Consider the following 18419-nt stretch of genomic DNA (forward strand, 5'->3'; position numbering starts at 1 on the left):
GCCCAAGAGCGCGCCGCCCCCACCACACGCAGACCGTCGGTCAGCCGCCGAACGCCGCGAACGCCTTCGTGAAGTCGTTCGCACCCTGCTCGATCGAGCTGCACGTCGGCTGGGCCGCGTCGGCGCCGCCGCCCGCGCACGCCTTGTCGCGGTTGGCCGACCACATGTGGAGCCCGCCGAGCTTCTTCTCCTCGGCGAAGGCCACCAGCTCCTTCGCGTCGGCGAGGGTGAACTTCTCCACCGCGACGTCGTTCACGCCGATCATCGGCGTCACGGCGACCGCCTGCCACGCCGCCGCGTCCGACAGGCCGAGCGCGCCCTTGACCTGCTGCTGCGTGGCGGTGGCCGCCTGGGTGGCGTACTTGCCCATGTCGCCGGAGTACGAGGGGCCGTAGTCCATCGCCATGATGTTGACCTCGTCGACCTGCACGCCCTTGGCCTTGGCCGACTTGAGCAGGCCGACGCCGTCCTGGGTGAGGCCCTCGGGCATCGTCGGCAGCGTGAAGGAGACGTCGAGGTCCTTGTGCTTCTTCTGGAGCTGCGCGATCGCCTCGGCCCGGCGGTCGTTCGCCGCGGTGTCGGGGAGCGCGCCGCCCTCGATGTCGAAGTCGACCTTGGTCAGCTTGAACTGGTCGATGACCTTGCCGTAGGCGTCGGCGAGCTGGTCGGCGGACTTGCACGCCACCCCGAGCTCGCTGCCGTTGGCGCCGCCGAAGGAGACCCGCACGTCGCCGCCCGCGGCCCGGATGTCGCCTATCTTCGCGGCCACCGGGTCCTTGCCGAGCTCCGTGACGCCGCCCCACTTCGGGGTGCAGCCGTCGCCGCCGGTGACGAAGGCCAGGTTGAACTCCTTCACCCCGAGCTTCTTGGCGGTGCCCACGACGTCGTACGAGGGGGAGAGCGAGGTGTCCACGTAGGGGGCGAAGCCCGCGGCCTTCTTGGCGCCGGTGGCGTCGGACGAGGCGGTTCCGTTCGCCATCGCGCCGGACACGAAGAGGAAGCCGCCGCCGACCACCGCGGTGGCGGCGGTGCCGGCCAGGGCGATCTTCAGCGGGCGGTGCTTGCTGCGTCGGTGGGTGCTGCGGGAGATGCTCACGTTCGCGTCCTTGGGTTGGGGGGACTTGAGGACGACAGGAACGCTAGCGATCAAGAAACGGACAAAAAGCCTGATCAGGGTGGCGGGCCGGATGCTTAAGGCTGCCTTCAGGCCGCGATCGGAGCGCATTAACCGCCGCCGGGACCGAAGGCGTCCGGAACGGATGCGTAGGCGGCCCGAACACGGGTACTGGTGCAACGGGCCCCGCCGCGTTCCCCCGTCGCGGCGGGGCCCTTCATGTCGGGGTCAACTCAGTCGGGGCGTTCAGCAGCTCAGGTTGCCGCCGGGGTCCACGCCGAGGATCTGTGTGAAGCGCTTGTAGTTGTCGATGCGGCTCTGCACCTGGCCGGGGTTGCCGCCGTTGCACTCCAGGCTGCCGTTGATGGCGCGGATGGTCTCGCCGAATCCGGCGCCGTTGACCATGGCGTCGTGCGGGGTCATGGTTCCGGGCCCGGACTGGGTGTTCCAGTACCAGAGCCCGGTCTTCCAGGCGACGGCCGCGTCGTTCTGCACCAGGTCGGGGTTGTTGAGCAGATCGATGCCCAACGCGTCCCCCGCCGCCTTGTAGTTGAAGTTCCAGCTGAGCTGGATCGGCCCGCGCCCGTAGTACTTGTCGCGGCCCGCCGGGCAGCCGTAGGGCTGGGTGTCGTCGCAGTAGTGCGGATAGTTCGACGTGTTCTGCTCGACGATGTAGACCAACCCGCCCGTCTCGTGGCTCACGTTGGCGAGGAAGGCGGCGGCCTCCTGCTTGCGCACGGTGTCGCTGCCCGTCTGCGCGAAACCGGGGTACGCGCTGAGCGCCGCCGTCAGGCCGCTGTACGTGTAGAAGGGATTCCGGTTCGGGAACATCTGGTTGAACTGGGCCTCGCTGACGACGAAGTCCGCCGCCACGGAGTCGCTCCGGGATGAGGTGGCCGCGGCCGGGGTGGTGGGGTCGGCCGACGCGGGCGAGACGAACGTCAGCAGCGCGGCTGCGGAGACGGTGGCGGTGGCCAATCCGAGTATGCGAGAACGCATGGCTCACTCCTGGGGGGAGGCCGGAGACCGGCGGCGTGATGGTGGGGGAATGCGTGCGGATGGCGGGGAGTGGCCCTGTGCACGGGGCCGCTGACCGCCGAAGCGCTCACTCGTGGAGCGCCCACTCGTGGTGCGGCGGAAGCGCGCAGGGGGGTGCGCGCGGACGGAGGGGTGTCCGTCGGTTCCGCTTCGTTGGACTAGACCATACTGGCGGTGGTGTTCACGTCAAGAGGGCTGTGTGGGGCGGCTGTTGGCGGCTGACGGCCGAAGGTGCAGACCTTCGCGGCACCGTACGGACCGTCGCCGCAGGTGACGCGGACTTTCCCGGCGCGGTGCCCGGGGTGTGGGGTGCCGACGTGCGGCGTGTGGCGTGCGGCGCGGACGTTCGGCGTGCGGCGTGGGGGGGGCGGACATCGGCGTCAGCGCGGCCGCGTACGGTCTCGGCGCGGGCATCTTCTTCGTCGGCTACGCGCTCTTGGAAGTGCCGGCGCCAGTACGGCAGGGCAGTCCGCTCCACGGTGCTCGCCCTCCGCCGCAACCACGGCCTCCGGGTGATCAACCCGTACGAATCCACCAAGAGCATCTGAACCGCCTCGTCCGGGGAGATCCGCTAGCCATGGGTACGACTGACGCGCACGGCCGGCGCGCACAGCGCTTGAGTCTCCCGCCGGGGGAAACGCGAGAGTGAGGGGCATGAACGGCGAGACGCTCTACTCGATCGGCGAGCTGGCCCGGCGGACGGGGCTCACGGTGAAGACCATCCGCTTCTACGCCGACACCGGCATCGTGCCGCCGACCGACCGCACCCCGGCCGGCTACCGCCGCTACGACTCCGACGCCGCCGCCCGCATCGACCTCGTACGCACCCTGCGCGAGCTGGGAATCGACCTGGACACGATCCGCCGGGTCATGGCGCGCGAGGTCTCGCTGGCACAGGTCGTCGCGACACAGGCCGACGCCCTGGACGTCCAGATCCGGGTGCTGCGGCAGCGTCGCGCCGTGCTCGCGGCGGTGTCCAGGCGCGGCTCGACCCCTCAGGAGATGGATCTCATGCACAAGCTGGGACTGTCCGAGGCCGAACGGCAGAACCTGACGGCCGAGTTCCTCGGCGCTGTCTTCGACGGCCTGCACGACCACCCCGCGCTCGCGGCGGTCATCCGCACGCTGACCCCCGAGCTGCCCGACGACCCCGCACCCGAACAGATCGAGGCGTGGGTGGAGTTGGCGGTGCTGTGCCAGGACGACGACTTCCGCGCCGCCCTGCACGGCATGGCCCGGGAAGTGGCGGCGGAACGGGACCGGTACCGGGCAGCGGGTGGCGCCGTGGCCGTGCCCCGGATCCTCGCCGAGGTCGTCCGCACCCATGCGACACCGGCCGTCGAGGCCGGAATCGAACCGGACTCACCGCGCGCGGAGCCCATCGTCACAGCGCTCGCGACCGACACCGCGCACACGCCGGGCTGCCCGCCCCCTCCCGACCTCCGTGACCACTACCTGACTCTCGCCGCCCGGCTGGATCGCATGAACGCCCCACGCAGCGACCAGTACCTGTCCCTGCTGGCCGTCATCAACGGCTGGGAGGCGCCGCAGAGCCCGGCAGCCGCGCTCGCCTGGTCGGCCGCGGCGCTGCGTGCGAGGGCGTAGCCTCACTGCGCCGACGGCGCATCGGCGGCGTCCCCGGGCGCCCCTCATTTCCGCTGGTCGGGAGCCGAACTCACCCGGATGAGTGGCCATGGCGAGCACGCCGAGGGGCATGCCTGTGCCCATGAACCGAACTCTCACGCACGGTCTCCTGGCCACCGGCGCCCTCGCCGTGCTGCTGTTCGCCCCCGGGCCGGCGAGCGCCTCCCCGCCGGGTTACGAGCGCTGCCCCGAGGGGCACTTCTGCCTCTTCAGCGAGTACGACGGCAACGGCGACATCGCCACGTTCCGCTTCGGCAGCCCCCACCTCGCCGCCCAGGGCTTCGACGACCGCGCCATGTCGTACGCCAACCACACCGACAGCCTGTGGTGCACCTACGGCGACTACAACTACAGCAAGGAGCAACTGCACGCCGCACAGGAACCCCGTACCGCCGACAGCCTCGGCGAACTGCACAGCTTCGTCAGCTCGGTACGCAAAGGCCCCTGCTAGGAAGTGAGTTGGGGGGGCACTGGGTGGGTCACGGCGTGTCGGTGACGGTGCGCAGGCCCTCGGTCACCTCTGCTGGACGCCATGGCGGCCGCGGACGACCTCTCCTTCTCCTCCTGCGCCCAGGTCCATCTGGACTCCTGGTCCGACGGGCGCGTGGTGTGCTGGTCGGCGACGCCGGGTACTGCGCCGCGCCGACCGCGGGCATGGGTACCTCCCAGGCGCTGATCGGAGCCCGCTCCCTCGCCCGCCACCTGGCCGCCTCCGACGGCGATCACGCCGCGGCATCCACCGCCTACGAGACCGAGCTGCGGCCCTACGTCGCGGCCAACCAGCAGACCGGAAGGGAAGGGGCGGCGGCCTTCGGCGCCGCCACCTGCCGGGAGGCGGCGCCACGCGGCGGTTCAGCGCCGAGGCGCCCTCACTTCTTGAGGGCCTCGGCGAACTGGGGCACGACCTTGTCCAGGGCGTAGTTCACCGACAGCACGGAGTCGGTGGCGAAGGCGTTGGCGGACGGGGACTTGGGCGCGAAGACCACGTCGTGTCCGGCCTGCGCGGCGGGGATCTTCTTGAACAGCGGGTCGCCCGTGATGTCGGCGGCGGACATCCCGATGGGCTCGACGACCATGAGGTCGGCGTTCATCTCGCCCACGTTCTCGCGGGACACGTTGACGAAGAAGCTCTTGCCGCCCTGCTTCTCCACCCAGGGGTTGTTCTTGAAGCCGAGCCGCTCCAGGAAGTCCACCCGGCCGCTGCCCCGCACGTAGGCCCCGTAGCCCGTCGAGGTCCGCGAGCCCGACGTCACCGACTTGCCCTTGAACTCGGGGTGCTTCTCGGCCACGTCCGCGAACTTGGCCCGGGTCTTCTCGATGAGCTCCTGGCCCTTGCCGCGCAGCCCCAGGGCGTCCGCCACCATCGCGGTCTGGTCCTGCCAGTCGGTCAGGTACTGGTCCCCGCCCTTGGGCACACCGACGGTCGGGGCGATCTTGCTCAGGGTGTCGTAGCGCTTCTGGTCGCCGCTCGACTTCGTGTCGAGGATGAGGTCCGGCTGCAGCGCCGCGATCTTCTCGTACTCGGGCTCCAGCGTGCCGATCTTCTTCGGGCTCTTGTCGTACAGCCCCTTGGCCCACGGGCCCACGCCGTCGCCGCCGAAGTCCAGCCAGTCACTGGCCCCCACGGGCTGCACACCCAGCGCCAGCGCCGTCTCCGCGTCGCCCCAGCCCAGCGCGACCACGCGCTGGGGCTGCTTCTTGACGGTGACGTCACCGAACTTGGTGGAGACCTTCGCGGGGAAACTCCCCTTGGCCACCGCCCCGGCCGGAGCGTCACCGGCACTGTCGCTCCCTCCGGACGAGCAGCCCGCGGCCACCAGCATCACGGCCGCGGCGGCAGCGCCTGTGGTGATACGGCGGCGGGCAGGGGTCGCGAGGAAACGGGGGGACGACGAGGAACGCGTAATCATGAGGTGAGGCTAACCTGATGAATTGTTGCGCTATGTGGCCGTTGGTTCCGGCCTCGGGGGACCATAGGCCCTTCGTGTACGAGGGGCACCCCGGCCGCCCATGGCCGGGGTGCCCGGTCCGGAGCGGGGAGGGCGGTCGGCAACCCCCACGGTTGCCGACGCTCCCCGCCCGGACGGTCGTGGCGGTGGCCGCCGTCAGCCGGCGGTGACCTTCTCGGCCTCCGCCGCCTCGTCGTCGTCCTCCGGCTCGCGGCCCGGCGTGGGCAGGTCGAACTTGACGATGACGAAGCGGAAGACCACGTAGTAGACGGCGGCGAAGCACAGGCCGATGGGAATGATCAGCCATGGCTTGGTGGCGAGCTTCCAGTTCAGCAAGTAGTCGATCAGGCCCGCGGAGAAGCCGAATCCGTCGTGCACGCCCAGGCCCCAGGTGACGGCCATGGACAGGCCCGTGAGCACCGCGTGCACCGCGTACAGGGCGGGGGCCAGGAACATGAAGGTGAACTCGATGGGTTCCGTGACGCCCGTGATGAACGAGGTCAGGGCGAGCGAGATCATCATGCCGAGGACGGCCTTGCGGCGGTGCGGCTTGGCGCAGTGCGCGATGGCGAGCGCGGCGGCGGGCAGGCCGAACATCATGATGGGGAAGAACCCGGACATGAACTGACCGGCCGTCGGGTCGCCCGCGAAGAAGCGGGGGATCTCTCCGTGCACGACCGACCCGTCGAGCTTGCTGAACGAGCCGACCTGCTGCTGGAAGAACGTGTTGAGGAACTGGTGCATGCCGACGGGGATCAGGCCGCGGTTGAACACGCCGTAGACACCGGAGCCCACTGAGCCCAGGCCGATCAGCCACTCGCTGAACGAGCCGAGCGCCTTGCCGACCGGCCCCCAGGCGAGCCCGAAGAAGACACCGAAGGCGGTGCCTATGAAGGCCATCAGGATCGGGACGAGGCGGCGGCCGTTGAAGAAGCCGAGCCAGTCCACCAGCTTGGTCCGGTGGAAGCGCTGCCACACGATCGCGCTGACCAGACCGATGACGATGCCGCCGAGCACGCCCGGGTCCTGCGGTGTGCCCTTGGGCAGCGCCTCGGTGATCGAGCCGTCGACGGGGAACGCGGTCAGCACGTTCTTGTAGACCAGGAATCCGACCAGGGCGGCCAGCGCGGTGGAGCCGTCGGCCTTCTTCGCGTAACCGATCGCCACGCCCACGCAGAACAGCAGCGGCAGGTTCGCGAAGACGCCGTTGCCCGCGGTCGCGAAGACCTCGGCGACCTTGCCCCAGTGCAGGCCGTCCTTGCCGAAGACGTCGTCCTGGCCGAGGCGCAGCAGGATCGCCGCGGCGGGCAGGACGGCGACCGGCAGCTGCAGGCTGCGGCCGATCTTCTGCATGCCCTGCATCAGGCCCGAGCCCCGCTTCTTCGCGGGCGCGGCCGTAGCCGTACTCATGTCGTTCTCCGTGGGGGTGTGGTGTCGCCGGGGGCGCGCGCTGGACAGCGGGGTCCCGCGCGGGCCACAAATGCGGCATAAGCCCTGTGCCGCTTATGTCAGGTATACCAGAGCTGAACCAGATGAATTCCGGCCATTGGTCCTGGTTCACGGGTCGTAGGCCCCCGGGGGGTCCGGCAACGGCTCCGCCCCCGGCCCTGTGAGGGGGGCCGGGGGCGGAGGCGGTGGTGTCGGGCGGTGGCGGGCGGGTCACTCCGGGCGGCGGGCGAGCAGGTGGCCGACCAGGCCGTCGACGTAATCCGGGGTCAGCGGAACGACGCCGAACAGCACCCGGATGTAGATCGGCGCCAGGACGGCATCCAGGACGTCCAGGACGTCGGGGGCCGCCTCGCCCCGGGCGCGGGCCCGGTCGAGCATGGCCTGGAGCTGTTCGGAGCGGGCGGCGAGGTAGTGGTCGCGCGCCGCCTCGCCGTCGGGGCCGGCGGCCAGCGCCGTGACGACGGTGCGCAGCAGGGCCAGGCCGTCCGGTCCGGAGACGTCCTCGGCGGCCTTGGCCGCGAGGGCGCTCAGGTCCCCGGAAAGGCTGCCGGTGTCGGGCATGGGGGAGTCCTCGGTGAGGCGGCTGACGACCACGTCCATCAGCAGCGCCTCCAGGGTTCCCCAGCGGCGGTAGATGCTGCTGTCGGCCACACCCGCGCGCGCCGCGACCTCGCCCACCGCGAAGGTGCCGTAACCGCGTTCCGCGATCAGGTCGGTGACGGCCTGGTGGACGGCGCTGCGGACCCGTGCGCTGCGGCCCCCCGGGCGGCGCTCGACGGGCTTGGCGGCCTTGGCGGGCTTGGCGGATTTGGCGGCGCCGGCGGGAGGTGGCGTCGGCTGGGCGGCCGACGAGGGGGTTGACGAGGGGGTCTCATTCACGCACCCACATTAACGCAGTGACCGCTTGCGTTTGTGGTGCCCTCGACCTAAGGTCGCACTAAAGCAGTCTTCAACTGCGTTAGGAGTTCCGTGATGAAGCCGATCTTCTTCCCCGACCACCCCTCCTTCTGGTACGAGACCCTGCGGACGCTCGGTCACATCCCTTACGGCGGAGCCGACTTCGGCGAGGTCGCCATGACCGCCCAGCGCATCACCGTCGGCGACTACGACAGCTGGCACGACCAGTGGCTGGCCACGGCCGACCGGATCTCCGGCGAGGCCGAGGCGGCGCTGGACGGAGGTCACCGCGTCAGCGCCCGCGACGGGTTCCTGCGCGCCTCGAACTACTACCGCTCCGCGGAGTTCTTCCTGCACGGCAACGCCGCCGACCCGCGCATCCGCCACGCCTACGACGCCTCCGTGCGCTGCTTCCGGCAGGCCGCCGCGCTGTTCACCCCCGCCGTCGAACCGGTCGAGATCCCCTACGAGGACACGACGCTGCCCGGCTACCTCTACCGCCCCGACGACTCCGGCGCGCCCCGCCCGACCGTGGTGATGTTCAACGGCTTCGACGGCACCGCGGAGGAGATGCACTTCTTCGGCGCGGCCGCGGCCGTCGAGCGCGGATACACCGTCCTGGTCTTCGACGGCCCCGGGCAGCCGGGCACCCGCCACCGCCAAGGGCTGACGTTCCGGCCGGACTGGGAGAACGTCGTCACGCCGGTGCTCGACCACGCCGTCACGCTCCCGGGGGTCGACCCGGAGCGGATCGCCCTGCTCGGCCTGAGCATGGGCGGCGTCCTGGCGCCCCGCGCGGCCGCCTTCGACCGCCGGGTGGTCGCCGTCGTCGCGCTCGACGGCGTCTACGACCTCGGCGACATCAGCACCGCCTCGCTCGGGTCGCCCCGCGACGAGGCCGAGCGCCGGCTGCGGGCCGCTCACGACCCTGAGCTGGACGCGGAGCTGGCGGCCGGGATGGCCGTCGCACCCACCCTCAAGTGGGCGGTCGAGCACGGCATGTTCGCGATGGGCGTCGACACCCCGCGTGCGTTCTGCGCCGCCTACCTCGACTACCACCTGCGCGACGGCATCGCCGAGCGGATCGCCTGCCCGGTCCTGGTCTGCTCAGGAGAGGACGACGGCTTCTTCAAGGGGCAGCCGGAGAAGCTGTACGACCACCTGACGTGCGAGAAGACCCTCATGACGTTCACCGAGGGCGAGGGTGCCGACGCGCACTGCCAGTCCGGGGCGCAGCGGCTGGCGTGCGCGCGGATCTTCGACTGGCTGGACCGGGTGCTGGTCCGTCGCCCCGTGCTCGCAGGCGCCATCAGCCGGGCGCTGACGATGACCGGCGCCGTGGTGCACGCGATCCCCGACGACGGGTGGTCGGCCCCCACTCCCTGCGACGAGTGGGATGCGCACACGACGCTCAACCACCTCGTCGGCGGCATGCGGATCCACGCCGCTGAGCTGACCGGCACGGATCCCGGCGGCAAGCACCACGACGACTGGCTCGGCACCGACCCGCAGGGTGCCTACGCGGCCGCTGCCGACGCCGACCGTGCGGCCTGGCAGCACGCGGCCCCCACCGACGCCGCCCTGGACGAGGTGACGGTGCGCCTCTCCTTCGGCCCGGTCCCGGGGCCGCGGGCGGCGCTGATCCACCTGACCGAAGTGCTCGTCCACGGCGTGGACCTGGCCCTTGCCGCAGGACGGGAGGACCTCGTCGACCAGCACCTGTGCGAGCTCCTGCTCACGCACATGTCGACGGTCGACATGGACGCCTACCGAGGCCCCGGCCTGTTCGGTCCGCGGCTCCCGGCCCCGGCCGACGCACCGGCTCATGTGCGGCTCCTGGCGTTCCTCGGCCGCCCGGATCAGCGCGCCAAGTCGTCCAACGCCGTCTGAGCCCGCACGCGGTACTCCTCGACGCGCGCCATCTTGATGTGCTCGTAGCCGCGGATCGTCCGGGGCAGCTCCGCGATCCGCACCACCGCCTCGGCGTTGTCCGGGGTGAGGTGGTCCAGGGCCTGGCGCATCAGCTGCTGGTACTCCGTCACCAGGGCGCGCTCCGTGCGGCGTACGGCGGAGTGGGCGAAGGGGTCCAGCGGGGTGCCGCGCAGGCGGCGCGCGGCCCGAAGGGCGCGGAAGGCGGGGCCGATGGTGCGCTGCAGGCGCAGCTTCCGGTTCATGCCGAGCGCCCGCAGGACCGGCGGGTGCAGCAGGACCGACACGGTGGCGTCCGCGCCGAACTCCGCGCGGATCCGGGCCTGTTCGGCCGGGTCCAGGTGCAGGCGGGCCACCTCGTACTCGTCCTTGTACGCCATCAGCTGGTGCAGGGACGTGGCGAAGGCACGGGTGATGCGCCGTCCGTCCGCCTCTCCCGCACGCTCGGCGGCGATCGCGGCGACCGCCTGCACCGCCCGCCGATAGCGCTCGGCGTAGTCGCTGCTCTGGTATTCGGTCAGGTCGGCGACGCGGAGATCGACCGCTTCCTCCAGCGTCGCGCTGGGAGTGCTGGGAGCGCTGGGGGTGTTGGGGGTGTGGGAGCCGCTGGGGGCGGTCTGCCGCGGCGGGGCCAGAGCCCTTCGTACCGCCTCGGCGTCGTGCGCCGCGGCCCGCCCCCAGCGGAAGGCGGCCAGGTTCTTCGCCACGGCCGCGCCGTTGAGTTCGACGGCGCTTTCCACTGCCGCCGCGCTGACCGGCAGACAGCCGTGCTGGTAGGCGGCCCCGAGCAGCAGCATGTTGGCCGGCATGTGGTCGCCGAAGAGCTGCTCGGCCAGCCCCTGGGCGTCCAGGGGGAGCAGCGTCGTGTCGCGGGTCGCAGAGGCGATCTTCGCCAGGGCGTCCTCGGAGCCGCCGGGCACCGCGACCTGGCGGGTGATCATCGCGGCGGTGGGCACGACGGCGGTGTTGACGACCGCGACCGTCCGCCCGGGAGCGCAGGCGGCCAGCGTGGAGTCGGCGGCGGCGCCAAGCACATCGAAGCCGATGAGCGCGTCGACGCCGGCCGCGGAGGCGCGCACCGCTCCGCTGACGGGGTCCTTGCCGATACGGACGTCGCTGACGACGGGTCCGCCCTTCTGGGCGAGACCGGTCTGGTCCAGGCCCGCGGCGTGCAGCCCGTCCAGGTGGGCGGCCATCTGCAGGATCTGCGAGACGGTGACGACACCGGTGCCGCCGATGCCGGGCATGCGCAGCACGACTTCGCGGCCGGTGAAGCGGGCTTCCGGTTCGGGCAGGGGGCCCGGCGGTTCGGGCAGGCGGACGGGGACGGCGGCGGGGACGGTGGCGGGGGAGGAAGCGGGGGAGGAGCCCGGTTCGACCAGGAGGAAGGAGGGGCAGTCGCCCTTGAGGCAGCTGAGATCGGAGTTGCAGGACGGCTGGTGGATGCGGGTCTTGCTGCCGAACTCGGTCTCGACGGGCTGCACCGACAGGCACGTGGACTGCACCGCGCAGTCACCGCAGCCCTCGCAGACCCGCTCGTTGACGACGACCTTCGCGGCAGGAGCGGGCAGCAGGCCGCGCTTGCGCATCCGCCGCTCCTCGGCCGCACAGCGGTCGTCGTGGATCAGCACGGTGACCCCCTCGACCGCGGCCAACTCGCGCTCCACGTCGGCGAGATCGTCGCGGTGGCGCACGCTGGCCCGCACATCCAGGCGGATGCGCCGGTAGGAGCGCGGCTCGGCCGTGGTGACGACGATGCGGCGCACACCTTCGAGCGCCAGCAGCCGGGTCAGCGCGGCGACGTCCAGGCCGCCCTCCACACGCTGTCCGCCGGTCATGGCGACGGCCTCGTTGTAGAGGAGCTTGTACGTCATGGTCACCCCGGCCGCGACGGCGGCACGGACGGCGAGCGAGCCGGAGTGGTGGAAGGTGCCGTCGCCGAGGTTCTGCACGAAGTGCCGGTCGTCGGTGAAGGGAGCCAGGCCGAACCACTGCGCGCCCTCGCCGCCCATCTGCGTGATGCCGATCTGGTTGCCGCGCAGGTCGCTGTCGTCGAGGGCGACCATCGCGTGACACCCGATGCCCACGCCGACGAGGGTGTCCGGGGCGGTCCGGGTGGAGAGGTTGTGCGGGCAGCCCGAGCAGAAGAACGGAGTACGGGCGGCCACGAGTGGCAGCAGCCGCGGCCCCGACGGCCGCGGCTTCCCTGCGAGGGCCGACGCCTGGGCGGGCAGCCGCTCGGCGCCGACGAGCCCGGTCAGCGCCCGTGCGACGTCCTCGGCCTTGAGGGCGCCGCGCACCGGCAGCAGCGGGCGGCCCGACTCGTCCCGGCGGCCCAGCAGGACCGGTGCGTCGGAACGCCGGTACAGGGCCTGCTTCAGGTGGCCTTCGAGGAAGTCGCCCTTGTCCTCCACCACAAGCACCCGGTCCAGGCCCTCGGTCAGCTCGGCCAGGTGCGCGCCGTCCAGAGGGAAGGGCATGCCCAGCGCGATGAGCCGGATACCGAGCCGCTCCAACTCCTCCTCGTGGATACCCAGGTCGCTCAATGCCCGGCGCACCACCGCGAAGGACGTGCCCGAGGCCACCACCCCGAGCCGCGCCTGCCGGGCCGAGGCGACCACGCGGTTGAGGCCGTGCTGCCGTGCGTAGCCGCGGGCGATGTCCAGGCGGCGGGTCACCAGGTCCTGCTCGGCGTCCAGCGCGCTCGGCCCGACCAGCACCGGCGCCGCCCCCTCCGCCCGGCGCTCCGGTGCGGGAATGTCCTCGCCGACGCCGGTGAGATCCACGGTGGCCGAGGAGTCCGCGACATCGGAGACGACCTTCAGCGCCGTCCACAGCCCCGCGGCCCGGGACAGCGCGACCGCGTGCAGCCCGTACTCGATGAGCTCGCGCACCGAACCCGGCGCGAACAGCGGCAGGCACAGGCTCTGGCACATCACCTCGCATGAGCTGGGCACCGTGGACGACTTGCAGTCCGGGTCGTCCCCGATCCAGGCCACCGCCCCGCCCAGCGGCGCCGTGCCGGCCATCGTCGCGTGCCGGATCGCATCGGCCGCCCGGTCCAGACCCGGATTCTTGCCGTACCAGAACCCGGTGACCCCCTCGTGGCGGCGGCCCGGCAACCGGCCCAGCAACTGCGTGCCACCGACCGCGGTCGCCGCCAACTCCTCGTTCAGCCCGGCCTTGAACACCACACCGGCCTCGTCCAGGAACCCGGCGGCACGCCCCATCTCCAGATCCACACCGCCCAGCGGCGAACCCTGATACCCGGAGACGAAGACCCGGGTGTCCAGCCCCCGTGCCCGGTCCAGACGCCCCTGCTCCAGAGCCAGCCGCACCAGCGCCTGCACCCCCGACATCAGGGCAGGCCCCTTGGCGGCCGTGTACTTGTCGTCGAGCGACGGGATGCGGATGGGGGCACTCACGAGGTCCTCCACACGGCGGGAGTTCGGACAGTGGCGAGGGACACAGCACACAACCGGCCACTCCGCCACGCAAGACCTGTCTGACTGATTGCCTCCAAGACGCAAAGAACTCAAGTCGAAGGCTCAACTCGCGTGATTTCATTGCGTAGTTGTGTCACAGATGTGTCAAGGCGAAGGAGCGGCCATGGCGAGTGCCGAACTGGACGAGATCGACCACCAACTGCTGCGCCTGCTCCAGGCGGACGGCCGGCGCACGTTCTCGGACATGGCCCCCGAAGTCGGGCTCTCCGTCGCCGCGGTCAAGCGCCGCGTCGACCGCATGCGGGAGTCCGGTGTCATCACCGGCTTCACGGTCCAGGTCGACCACGCCAAACTCGGCTGGGGTGTCGAGGCGTTCACCGAACTGCGCTACGCGGGCACCACCAGCATCCAGGACATCCTCCACAGCACCACCGGCACCCCCGAGGTGCAGGCCGTGTTCACCATCGCCGGCGACCTCGACGCCCTGGTCCGCGTACGGGTGCGCGACATCGAGCATCTGCAGGTGGTCATCGACCGCCTCCGCGGATCGGGCAAGGTCATCGGCACCCGCACGCTGATGGTGCTCGGCTCGTGGACGCGGGAGGACTGAGCCCCCGCCGCGGAGGGCCGGAACATGCCATAGCCACCCATTCAGCCATGTACTCCTGCGATACGGACACGGCTGGGGAACGATCGGAGACGCAGCGACCACAGGGAACCCCAGCAACCCCCGCAGGAATCGACCGAGGGAGCACGAGCATGGCGAAGGCGTATCTGGTGGGAAGCGGCATCGCGTCCCTGTCGGCGGCGGCGTTCCTGATCCGCGAGGGCAAGTTCGCCGGGTCGGACATCGTGGTCCTGGAGGAGCAGGACCGCGAGGGCGGCAGCCTGGACGCGGCGGGCTCACCGGAGACGGGCTACACCATGCGCGGCGGCCGCATGTTCGAGATCCACTTCGAGTGCACGTATGACTTGCTGGGCTCCATCCCCTCTCTGGACGACCCGTCCAAGTCGGTCACCGAGGACACCTTCGCCTTCCACGAGGACTTCGCCTGGGACGACCACGCCCGCCTCGTCGACGCGAACGGCCATGTCGTCGACGCCCACTCGATGGGCTTCTCCGAGCGGGACCGCCTGGAGCTGGTCAAGTGCGTGGGCACCCCGGAGCGGATGCTGGACGGCAAACGCATCGTGGACTGCTTCAGCCAGGAGTTCTTCCACACCAACTTCTGGTGGATGTGGTGCACCACCTTCGCCTTCGAGCCGTGGCACAGCGCGATCGAGTTCCGCCGCTACCTCAACCGGTTCATCCACCTGTTCAAGACCTTCGACTCCATGTCGGGCATCTACCGGACCCGCTTCAACCAGTACGACTCGATCGTGCGGCCCCTGATGAAGTGGCTCACCGACCAGGGCGTCACCGTCCAACTCGGCACCCAGGTAACGGACTTGGGCATCACCGAATCCGGGGACTCCTTCCGCGTGGAGAGCCTGACGTGGACGCGCGACGGCGCGAGCGAGGAGGTCCCCGTCGGCGAGGGCGACCTCGTCCTCGTCACCAACGGCTCCATGACCGCCGACTCCACGCTCGGCGCCACCGACGCCGCGGCCCCGCCGGCCACCTCCGACTCCAGCGGCGCCTGGAAGCTGTGGGAGACCCTGGCCGCCAAGCGGGACGGCTTCGGCAACCCCCGCGTCTTCGACTCCTCGACCGACGACTCCACCTGGGAGTCGTTCACCGTCACCACGAAGGACCCCACCTTCTTCGAGCTGATGGAGAAGTTCTCCGGCAGCGAGGCGGGCAAGGGCGGCCTGATCACCTTCAAGGACTCCGGCTGGCTGCTGACCATCGTCCTCAACCACCAGCCCCACTTCCGCGACCAGCCCGAGGACACCTACGTGTGGTGGGGCTACGCCCTGTTCCCCGACAAGGCCGGCGACTTCGTGAAGAAGCCGATGCGCGAGTGCACAGGCCGGGAGATCCTCGACGAGGTCCTGCACCACCTGCGGTTCGAGGAGAGCCGCGAGATCCTCAACTCCTCGACCGTGATCCCGGCCCTGATGCCGTACATCACCAGCCAGTTCCTCGTGCGCAGCCACGGCGACCGGCCCCAGGTCGTCCCCGAGGGCTCCGCCAACCTCGCCTTCATCGGCCAGTACGCCGAAGTCCCCGACGACGTCGTCTTCACCGTCGAGTACTCGGTGCGCACCGCCTGGACCGCCGTCGCCCGGCTCCTGCACCTCGACAAGCAGCCCCCGCCCGTCTACAAGGGCGGCCACGACCCGAAGGTGCTCGTCGAGGCGCTGGCCACCATGCACCGGCGCTGAGGTCACACGGTCACGCGGCATAAATCCGCTGGTGCGGCGCCGGGGCCACCGCTTAGCCTCGCAGTCGAACGACGCGTAGCTCAGCAGCAGAGCACCGGGCTCGGGACCCGGAGGGCGCAGGGGCAGAACCTGCCGCGTCGGCCATGGATGAGAACGCTGAGCAGCAGCCCCCCGTCGCCTCCTCCGGCTACGCGCTGGACCAACTGAGCAGGGCCTTCGTGACCGCCCTGACGCACGAGGACGCGAGCACCCGCCACCGCGCCGAGGACCGCACGAAGCGCTGGCGCGCGGTGCTCGCCGGCATGGCCGAGGGGAAGCTCACGATCGGTTCGCGGGCTCCGGTGGCGGACCTCCCGTCCTGGGTGACCCCCGAGGTCGTACGCGGCGGATTCGTCACGGGCACGGCGGGCGCCGAGGGCCCTCTCGAGCCCTACGAGGTGCGCGCCGCGCAGGAGTTCGGGGTCCCGGCGACGCGGCACGCACTGTTCGCGTACTGCCTCACCGAGCCCGGCCTCGCCTGGCTGTGCGCGCTGCTGGACAGCGGCCGCTACCGGGTCGACCTGCCCGAGGAGGCGTCCCTCCTCACGCTGGCCTGGCTGGTGCGCCGGGGCGAACTGGAGCAGGCGGTCCACCTGGTGGATGTCCTGGAGCCGTTCGCCGACCGGCTGCGGTTCCTGCCCCGGCCCGCGCGGCACGCCGCCCCGGACGTGGCCGCCGTCCACCGCCGCACCGTGGCCGAGACCGGCAAGACCCTGGCCCGGCGGCGGCCCAACACGGCCGTCGAGACCCAGCGTGAGGCGCTCGCCGTCTGGCAGCCCTTCGCAGACGAACTGCTCGTGCTGTGGCTGGAGTTCACGGCTGAGGGCCGTGACCTCACCGACGCCCCGGACCCTGCCTGGCTGCGCCGCGCCGCGGCACTGCTCACCCGCTACCGCGAGCTGGCCGCCCGGCACACCCTCTGCACCAAGCACCGCAGCCCGAAGGAGAACCTGGGCATCCTGCGCGGCGCGCTCGAAGAAGTGGTCGCAGGGCGCCCGTTGGACGCCCGCCGCGCAGGCATGCTGCGGCACGCCATCACATCCATGGTGCGCAAGCGCGGCCTGCCGGACTCCGCCCAGCACACCGCCCTGCGCCACGCACAGGCGCGGCAGGCGGCGCTCCCCTCACACCATGCCCTGGCCCAACTGGTCCTGCGCCGCCTGGCCGGCCTGCCGCAGGAGGTGGGCGCGGCCGACGTGGCGCCCCTCGTCGCGCCGGTCGGGGTGCATGAACAGGAAGAGACCGGACTCCCGTCCGGCGCGCAGATTCCGCCCGCGATCCGCAAGGTCGTCGAGGCGGCGCTGAGCGCTCCGCTCGGCACCCTCGTCGAACGCGGTGTGGTGCCGTCGGCCGAGGTGCTGGCCGAGCTGATCCCGCAGTTGGTGGCCGTCACCACCGCGCAGACGTACCGTGACGAGCCGCTGCGCCGCCTGATGGCCGCGAACTACCGCGCCTTCCGCAACCGGCGCTCCCTGCTGCTGCTCAACCTGGAACGGCAGGTGCGCGTCGACGAACTGCCCTGGGCCCGCGCGGTGACAGCCCACGCCGACACCGGTGCCGGTCAGGAACCTGCCGCCGAGGCCCTGCGCCAACTCGGCGAGCTGGCCGTCCAGGGCTTCCCCGGCACGATCCTGCCCAACCCGCTCATCCGCGAACTCGGCGTCCTGGCCCGCCAGGCCGACCTGGGCGCGCCGCTGGTCGAAGAGCTGGCGGCGGACATCTTCATGGGCACCTTCAGCCCCAAGTTCCTGGCGGCGGCACGCGTCGCCGCCGAGCTGCTCGCGGGCTCGCTGTACGAGCGCTACTACGGCATCGACTACAAGGCGGTCCGCAACCTCGCGATCTCGGAGTCGGCCGCGGCCCTCAACCGCTCCTACGGGGCCCGTACCACGCCGGGCTTCGCGAAGCTGTGCGCCGAGCGGGCCGGTGGCGGCGACCTGTGGTCGGTGGCGGCGGGCGGCAAGGTCATCGAGCAGGCCCAGATTCTCACCACGCACAACCTCGCCACGCTCGTCGCCCGCGTCGGCATCGCCCCGCAGCCCGGCTGGGAGGACCTGGCCCGCCGCTGCTTCGGTACGGTGTGCCGGCTCACCGCCCGGGTCCACCACAACCCCCGGCCGCTGGCCACCATCAAGGACGCGGCCTACGCCTGGCGGCAGCTGCTGTTCCACCTCTCGCTGTGCGACGCCGACGCACAAGCCCGCGTACTGACCTGGCTGGACGAGGAAGCGGCCCGCCACCCCGCCCACGTCGCCGCGCGCCTGGCACCCGCGCTGACCGGCCTGCGCCTGATCGCCTCGGGCCGCAGCTTCGACGCGGACGGCACGGCCGAACGGGGCGCCGCACGGCGCCTGTTGGGCTGGAGCACGGACGGGCACTGGCTCCGGCCGGACCCGACCGATGACGCGACGCGTCGGCGCGTGTCATCGATCACAGAGCCGTGACGTATCGCCCACACGCAGACTCGCCAGGTAAAGCAATGGTCAAAGCGTGAGGAGTTTCAAGTTCCTCTGATAGTGGGCAGGTTGAGTCATCTCTCGGCCTGAACGTGCGACATATTCAATGCTGTTGAATATTTCGTGGTGT

13 protein-coding genes and 1 tRNA gene are annotated in these 18419 nt (G+C 71.1%); 8 read left to right on the forward strand and 6 right to left on the reverse strand.

Features of this window, described 5'->3' with window-relative positions:
- Positions 1–40: 40 nt before the first annotated feature.
- Both ACFWYM_RS29995 and ACFWYM_RS30000 read right to left on the reverse strand, forming a co-directional pair.
- Complete coding sequence (locus ACFWYM_RS29995) at positions 41–1096, reverse strand: chitinase (RefSeq protein ID WP_384844142.1); 1056 nt, start codon at positions 1094–1096, stop codon at positions 41–43.
- A gap of 264 nt (positions 1097–1360) precedes the next feature.
- Entirely contained in the window at positions 1361–2113 is a 753-nt protein-coding gene (locus ACFWYM_RS30000) for a chitinase (protein ID WP_384844145.1), read from the reverse strand.
- Positions 2114–2806: 693 nt separating this feature from the next.
- Between ACFWYM_RS30000 and ACFWYM_RS30005 the strand changes: the two genes are divergently transcribed.
- From ACFWYM_RS30005 to ACFWYM_RS30015, 3 genes are all read left to right on the forward strand, one after another.
- A complete protein-coding gene (locus tag ACFWYM_RS30005) occupies positions 2807–3757 on the forward strand; it encodes a MerR family transcriptional regulator (protein WP_384844149.1) in 951 nt (316 codons plus the stop codon).
- 121 nt (positions 3758–3878) lie between these two features.
- The gene (locus ACFWYM_RS30010; protein ID WP_384844152.1) at positions 3879–4247 is read left to right on the forward strand and encodes a peptidase inhibitor family I36 protein; all 369 of its coding nucleotides are present in this window, start codon (positions 3879–3881) and stop codon (positions 4245–4247) included.
- A 158-nt stretch (positions 4248–4405) separates the two neighbouring features.
- Positions 4406–4717: a hypothetical protein gene (locus ACFWYM_RS30015; RefSeq protein ID WP_384844154.1), complete on the forward strand. Its 312-nt coding sequence runs from the start codon at positions 4406–4408 to the stop codon at positions 4715–4717.
- Here ACFWYM_RS30015 and ACFWYM_RS30020 read toward each other — a convergent pair.
- The 3 genes from ACFWYM_RS30020 to ACFWYM_RS30030 form a co-directional block, all read right to left on the reverse strand.
- A complete protein-coding gene (locus ACFWYM_RS30020; protein ID WP_384844157.1) occupies positions 4666–5706 on the reverse strand; it encodes an iron-siderophore ABC transporter substrate-binding protein in 1041 nt (346 codons plus the stop codon). The two genes, ACFWYM_RS30015 and ACFWYM_RS30020, sit on opposite strands and share 52 nt — an antisense overlap.
- A gap of 195 nt (positions 5707–5901) precedes the next feature.
- Entirely contained in the window at positions 5902–7155 is a 1254-nt protein-coding gene (locus ACFWYM_RS30025; protein WP_384844160.1) for a PTS transporter subunit EIIC, read from the reverse strand.
- Positions 7156–7404: 249 nt separating this feature from the next.
- Entirely contained in the window at positions 7405–8073 is a 669-nt protein-coding gene (locus ACFWYM_RS30030; protein ID WP_384844164.1) for a TetR/AcrR family transcriptional regulator, read from the reverse strand.
- Positions 8074–8166: 93 nt separating this feature from the next.
- Between ACFWYM_RS30030 and ACFWYM_RS30035 the strand changes: the two genes are divergently transcribed.
- Positions 8167–9981 carry a TIGR03086 family metal-binding protein gene (locus tag ACFWYM_RS30035; protein WP_384844167.1) on the forward strand — a complete coding sequence of 605 codons (1815 nt, stop codon included), beginning with the start codon at positions 8167–8169 and terminating at the stop codon, positions 9979–9981.
- Here ACFWYM_RS30035 and ACFWYM_RS30040 read toward each other — a convergent pair.
- Positions 9951–13445, reverse strand: coding sequence for an indolepyruvate ferredoxin oxidoreductase family protein (locus ACFWYM_RS30040; RefSeq protein ID WP_384844170.1), 3495 nt, complete (start codon positions 13443–13445; stop codon positions 9951–9953). The genes ACFWYM_RS30035 and ACFWYM_RS30040 overlap by 31 nt on opposite strands.
- 184 nt (positions 13446–13629) lie before the next feature.
- On the opposite strand from ACFWYM_RS30040, the gene ACFWYM_RS30045 reads away from it, so the two are divergent.
- From ACFWYM_RS30045 to ACFWYM_RS30060, 4 genes are all read left to right on the forward strand, one after another.
- Complete coding sequence (locus tag ACFWYM_RS30045) at positions 13630–14076, forward strand: Lrp/AsnC family transcriptional regulator (protein ID WP_384844173.1); 447 nt, start codon at positions 13630–13632, stop codon at positions 14074–14076.
- Positions 14077–14225: 149 nt separating this feature from the next.
- Positions 14226–15794 (forward strand): oleate hydratase, encoded by a 1569-nt coding sequence (locus ACFWYM_RS30050; RefSeq protein ID WP_384844176.1) that lies wholly within the window; start codon positions 14226–14228, stop codon positions 15792–15794.
- Between the two features lie 69 nt (positions 15795–15863).
- Positions 15864–15938: transfer RNA gene (locus tag ACFWYM_RS30055), tRNA-Pro, on the forward strand.
- Complete coding sequence (locus ACFWYM_RS30060) at positions 15938–18277, forward strand: hypothetical protein (protein WP_384844179.1); 2340 nt, start codon at positions 15938–15940, stop codon at positions 18275–18277. Before ACFWYM_RS30055 ends, ACFWYM_RS30060 begins: the two co-directional genes overlap by 1 nt.
- The last annotated feature ends 142 nt before the right edge of the window (positions 18278–18419 follow it).

The sequence above is a fragment of the Streptomyces sp. NPDC059009 genome (assembly GCF_042740175.1).
Taxonomy (GTDB): Bacteria; Actinomycetota; Actinomycetes; order Streptomycetales; family Streptomycetaceae; genus Streptomyces.

Coding starts and splice junctions, on each gene's coding strand:
- ACFWYM_RS30000 (WP_384844145.1), bottom strand. CDS start 2,113: ATGCGTTCTCGCATACTCGGATTGGCCACCGCCACCGTCTCCGCAGCC.
- ACFWYM_RS30005 (WP_384844149.1), top strand. CDS start 2,807: ATGAACGGCGAGACGCTCTACTCGATCGGCGAGCTGGCCCGGCGGACG.
- ACFWYM_RS30010 (WP_384844152.1), top strand. CDS start 3,879: ATGAACCGAACTCTCACGCACGGTCTCCTGGCCACCGGCGCCCTCGCC.
- ACFWYM_RS30020 (WP_384844157.1), bottom strand. CDS start 5,706: ATGATTACGCGTTCCTCGTCGTCCCCCCGTTTCCTCGCGACCCCTGCC.
- ACFWYM_RS30025 (WP_384844160.1), bottom strand. CDS start 7,155: ATGAGTACGGCTACGGCCGCGCCCGCGAAGAAGCGGGGCTCGGGCCTG.
- ACFWYM_RS30035 (WP_384844167.1), top strand. CDS start 8,167: ATGAAGCCGATCTTCTTCCCCGACCACCCCTCCTTCTGGTACGAGACC.
- ACFWYM_RS30045 (WP_384844173.1), top strand. CDS start 13,630: ATGGCGAGTGCCGAACTGGACGAGATCGACCACCAACTGCTGCGCCTG.
- ACFWYM_RS30050 (WP_384844176.1), top strand. CDS start 14,226: ATGGCGAAGGCGTATCTGGTGGGAAGCGGCATCGCGTCCCTGTCGGCG.
- ACFWYM_RS30060 (WP_384844179.1), top strand. CDS start 15,938: ATGGATGAGAACGCTGAGCAGCAGCCCCCCGTCGCCTCCTCCGGCTAC.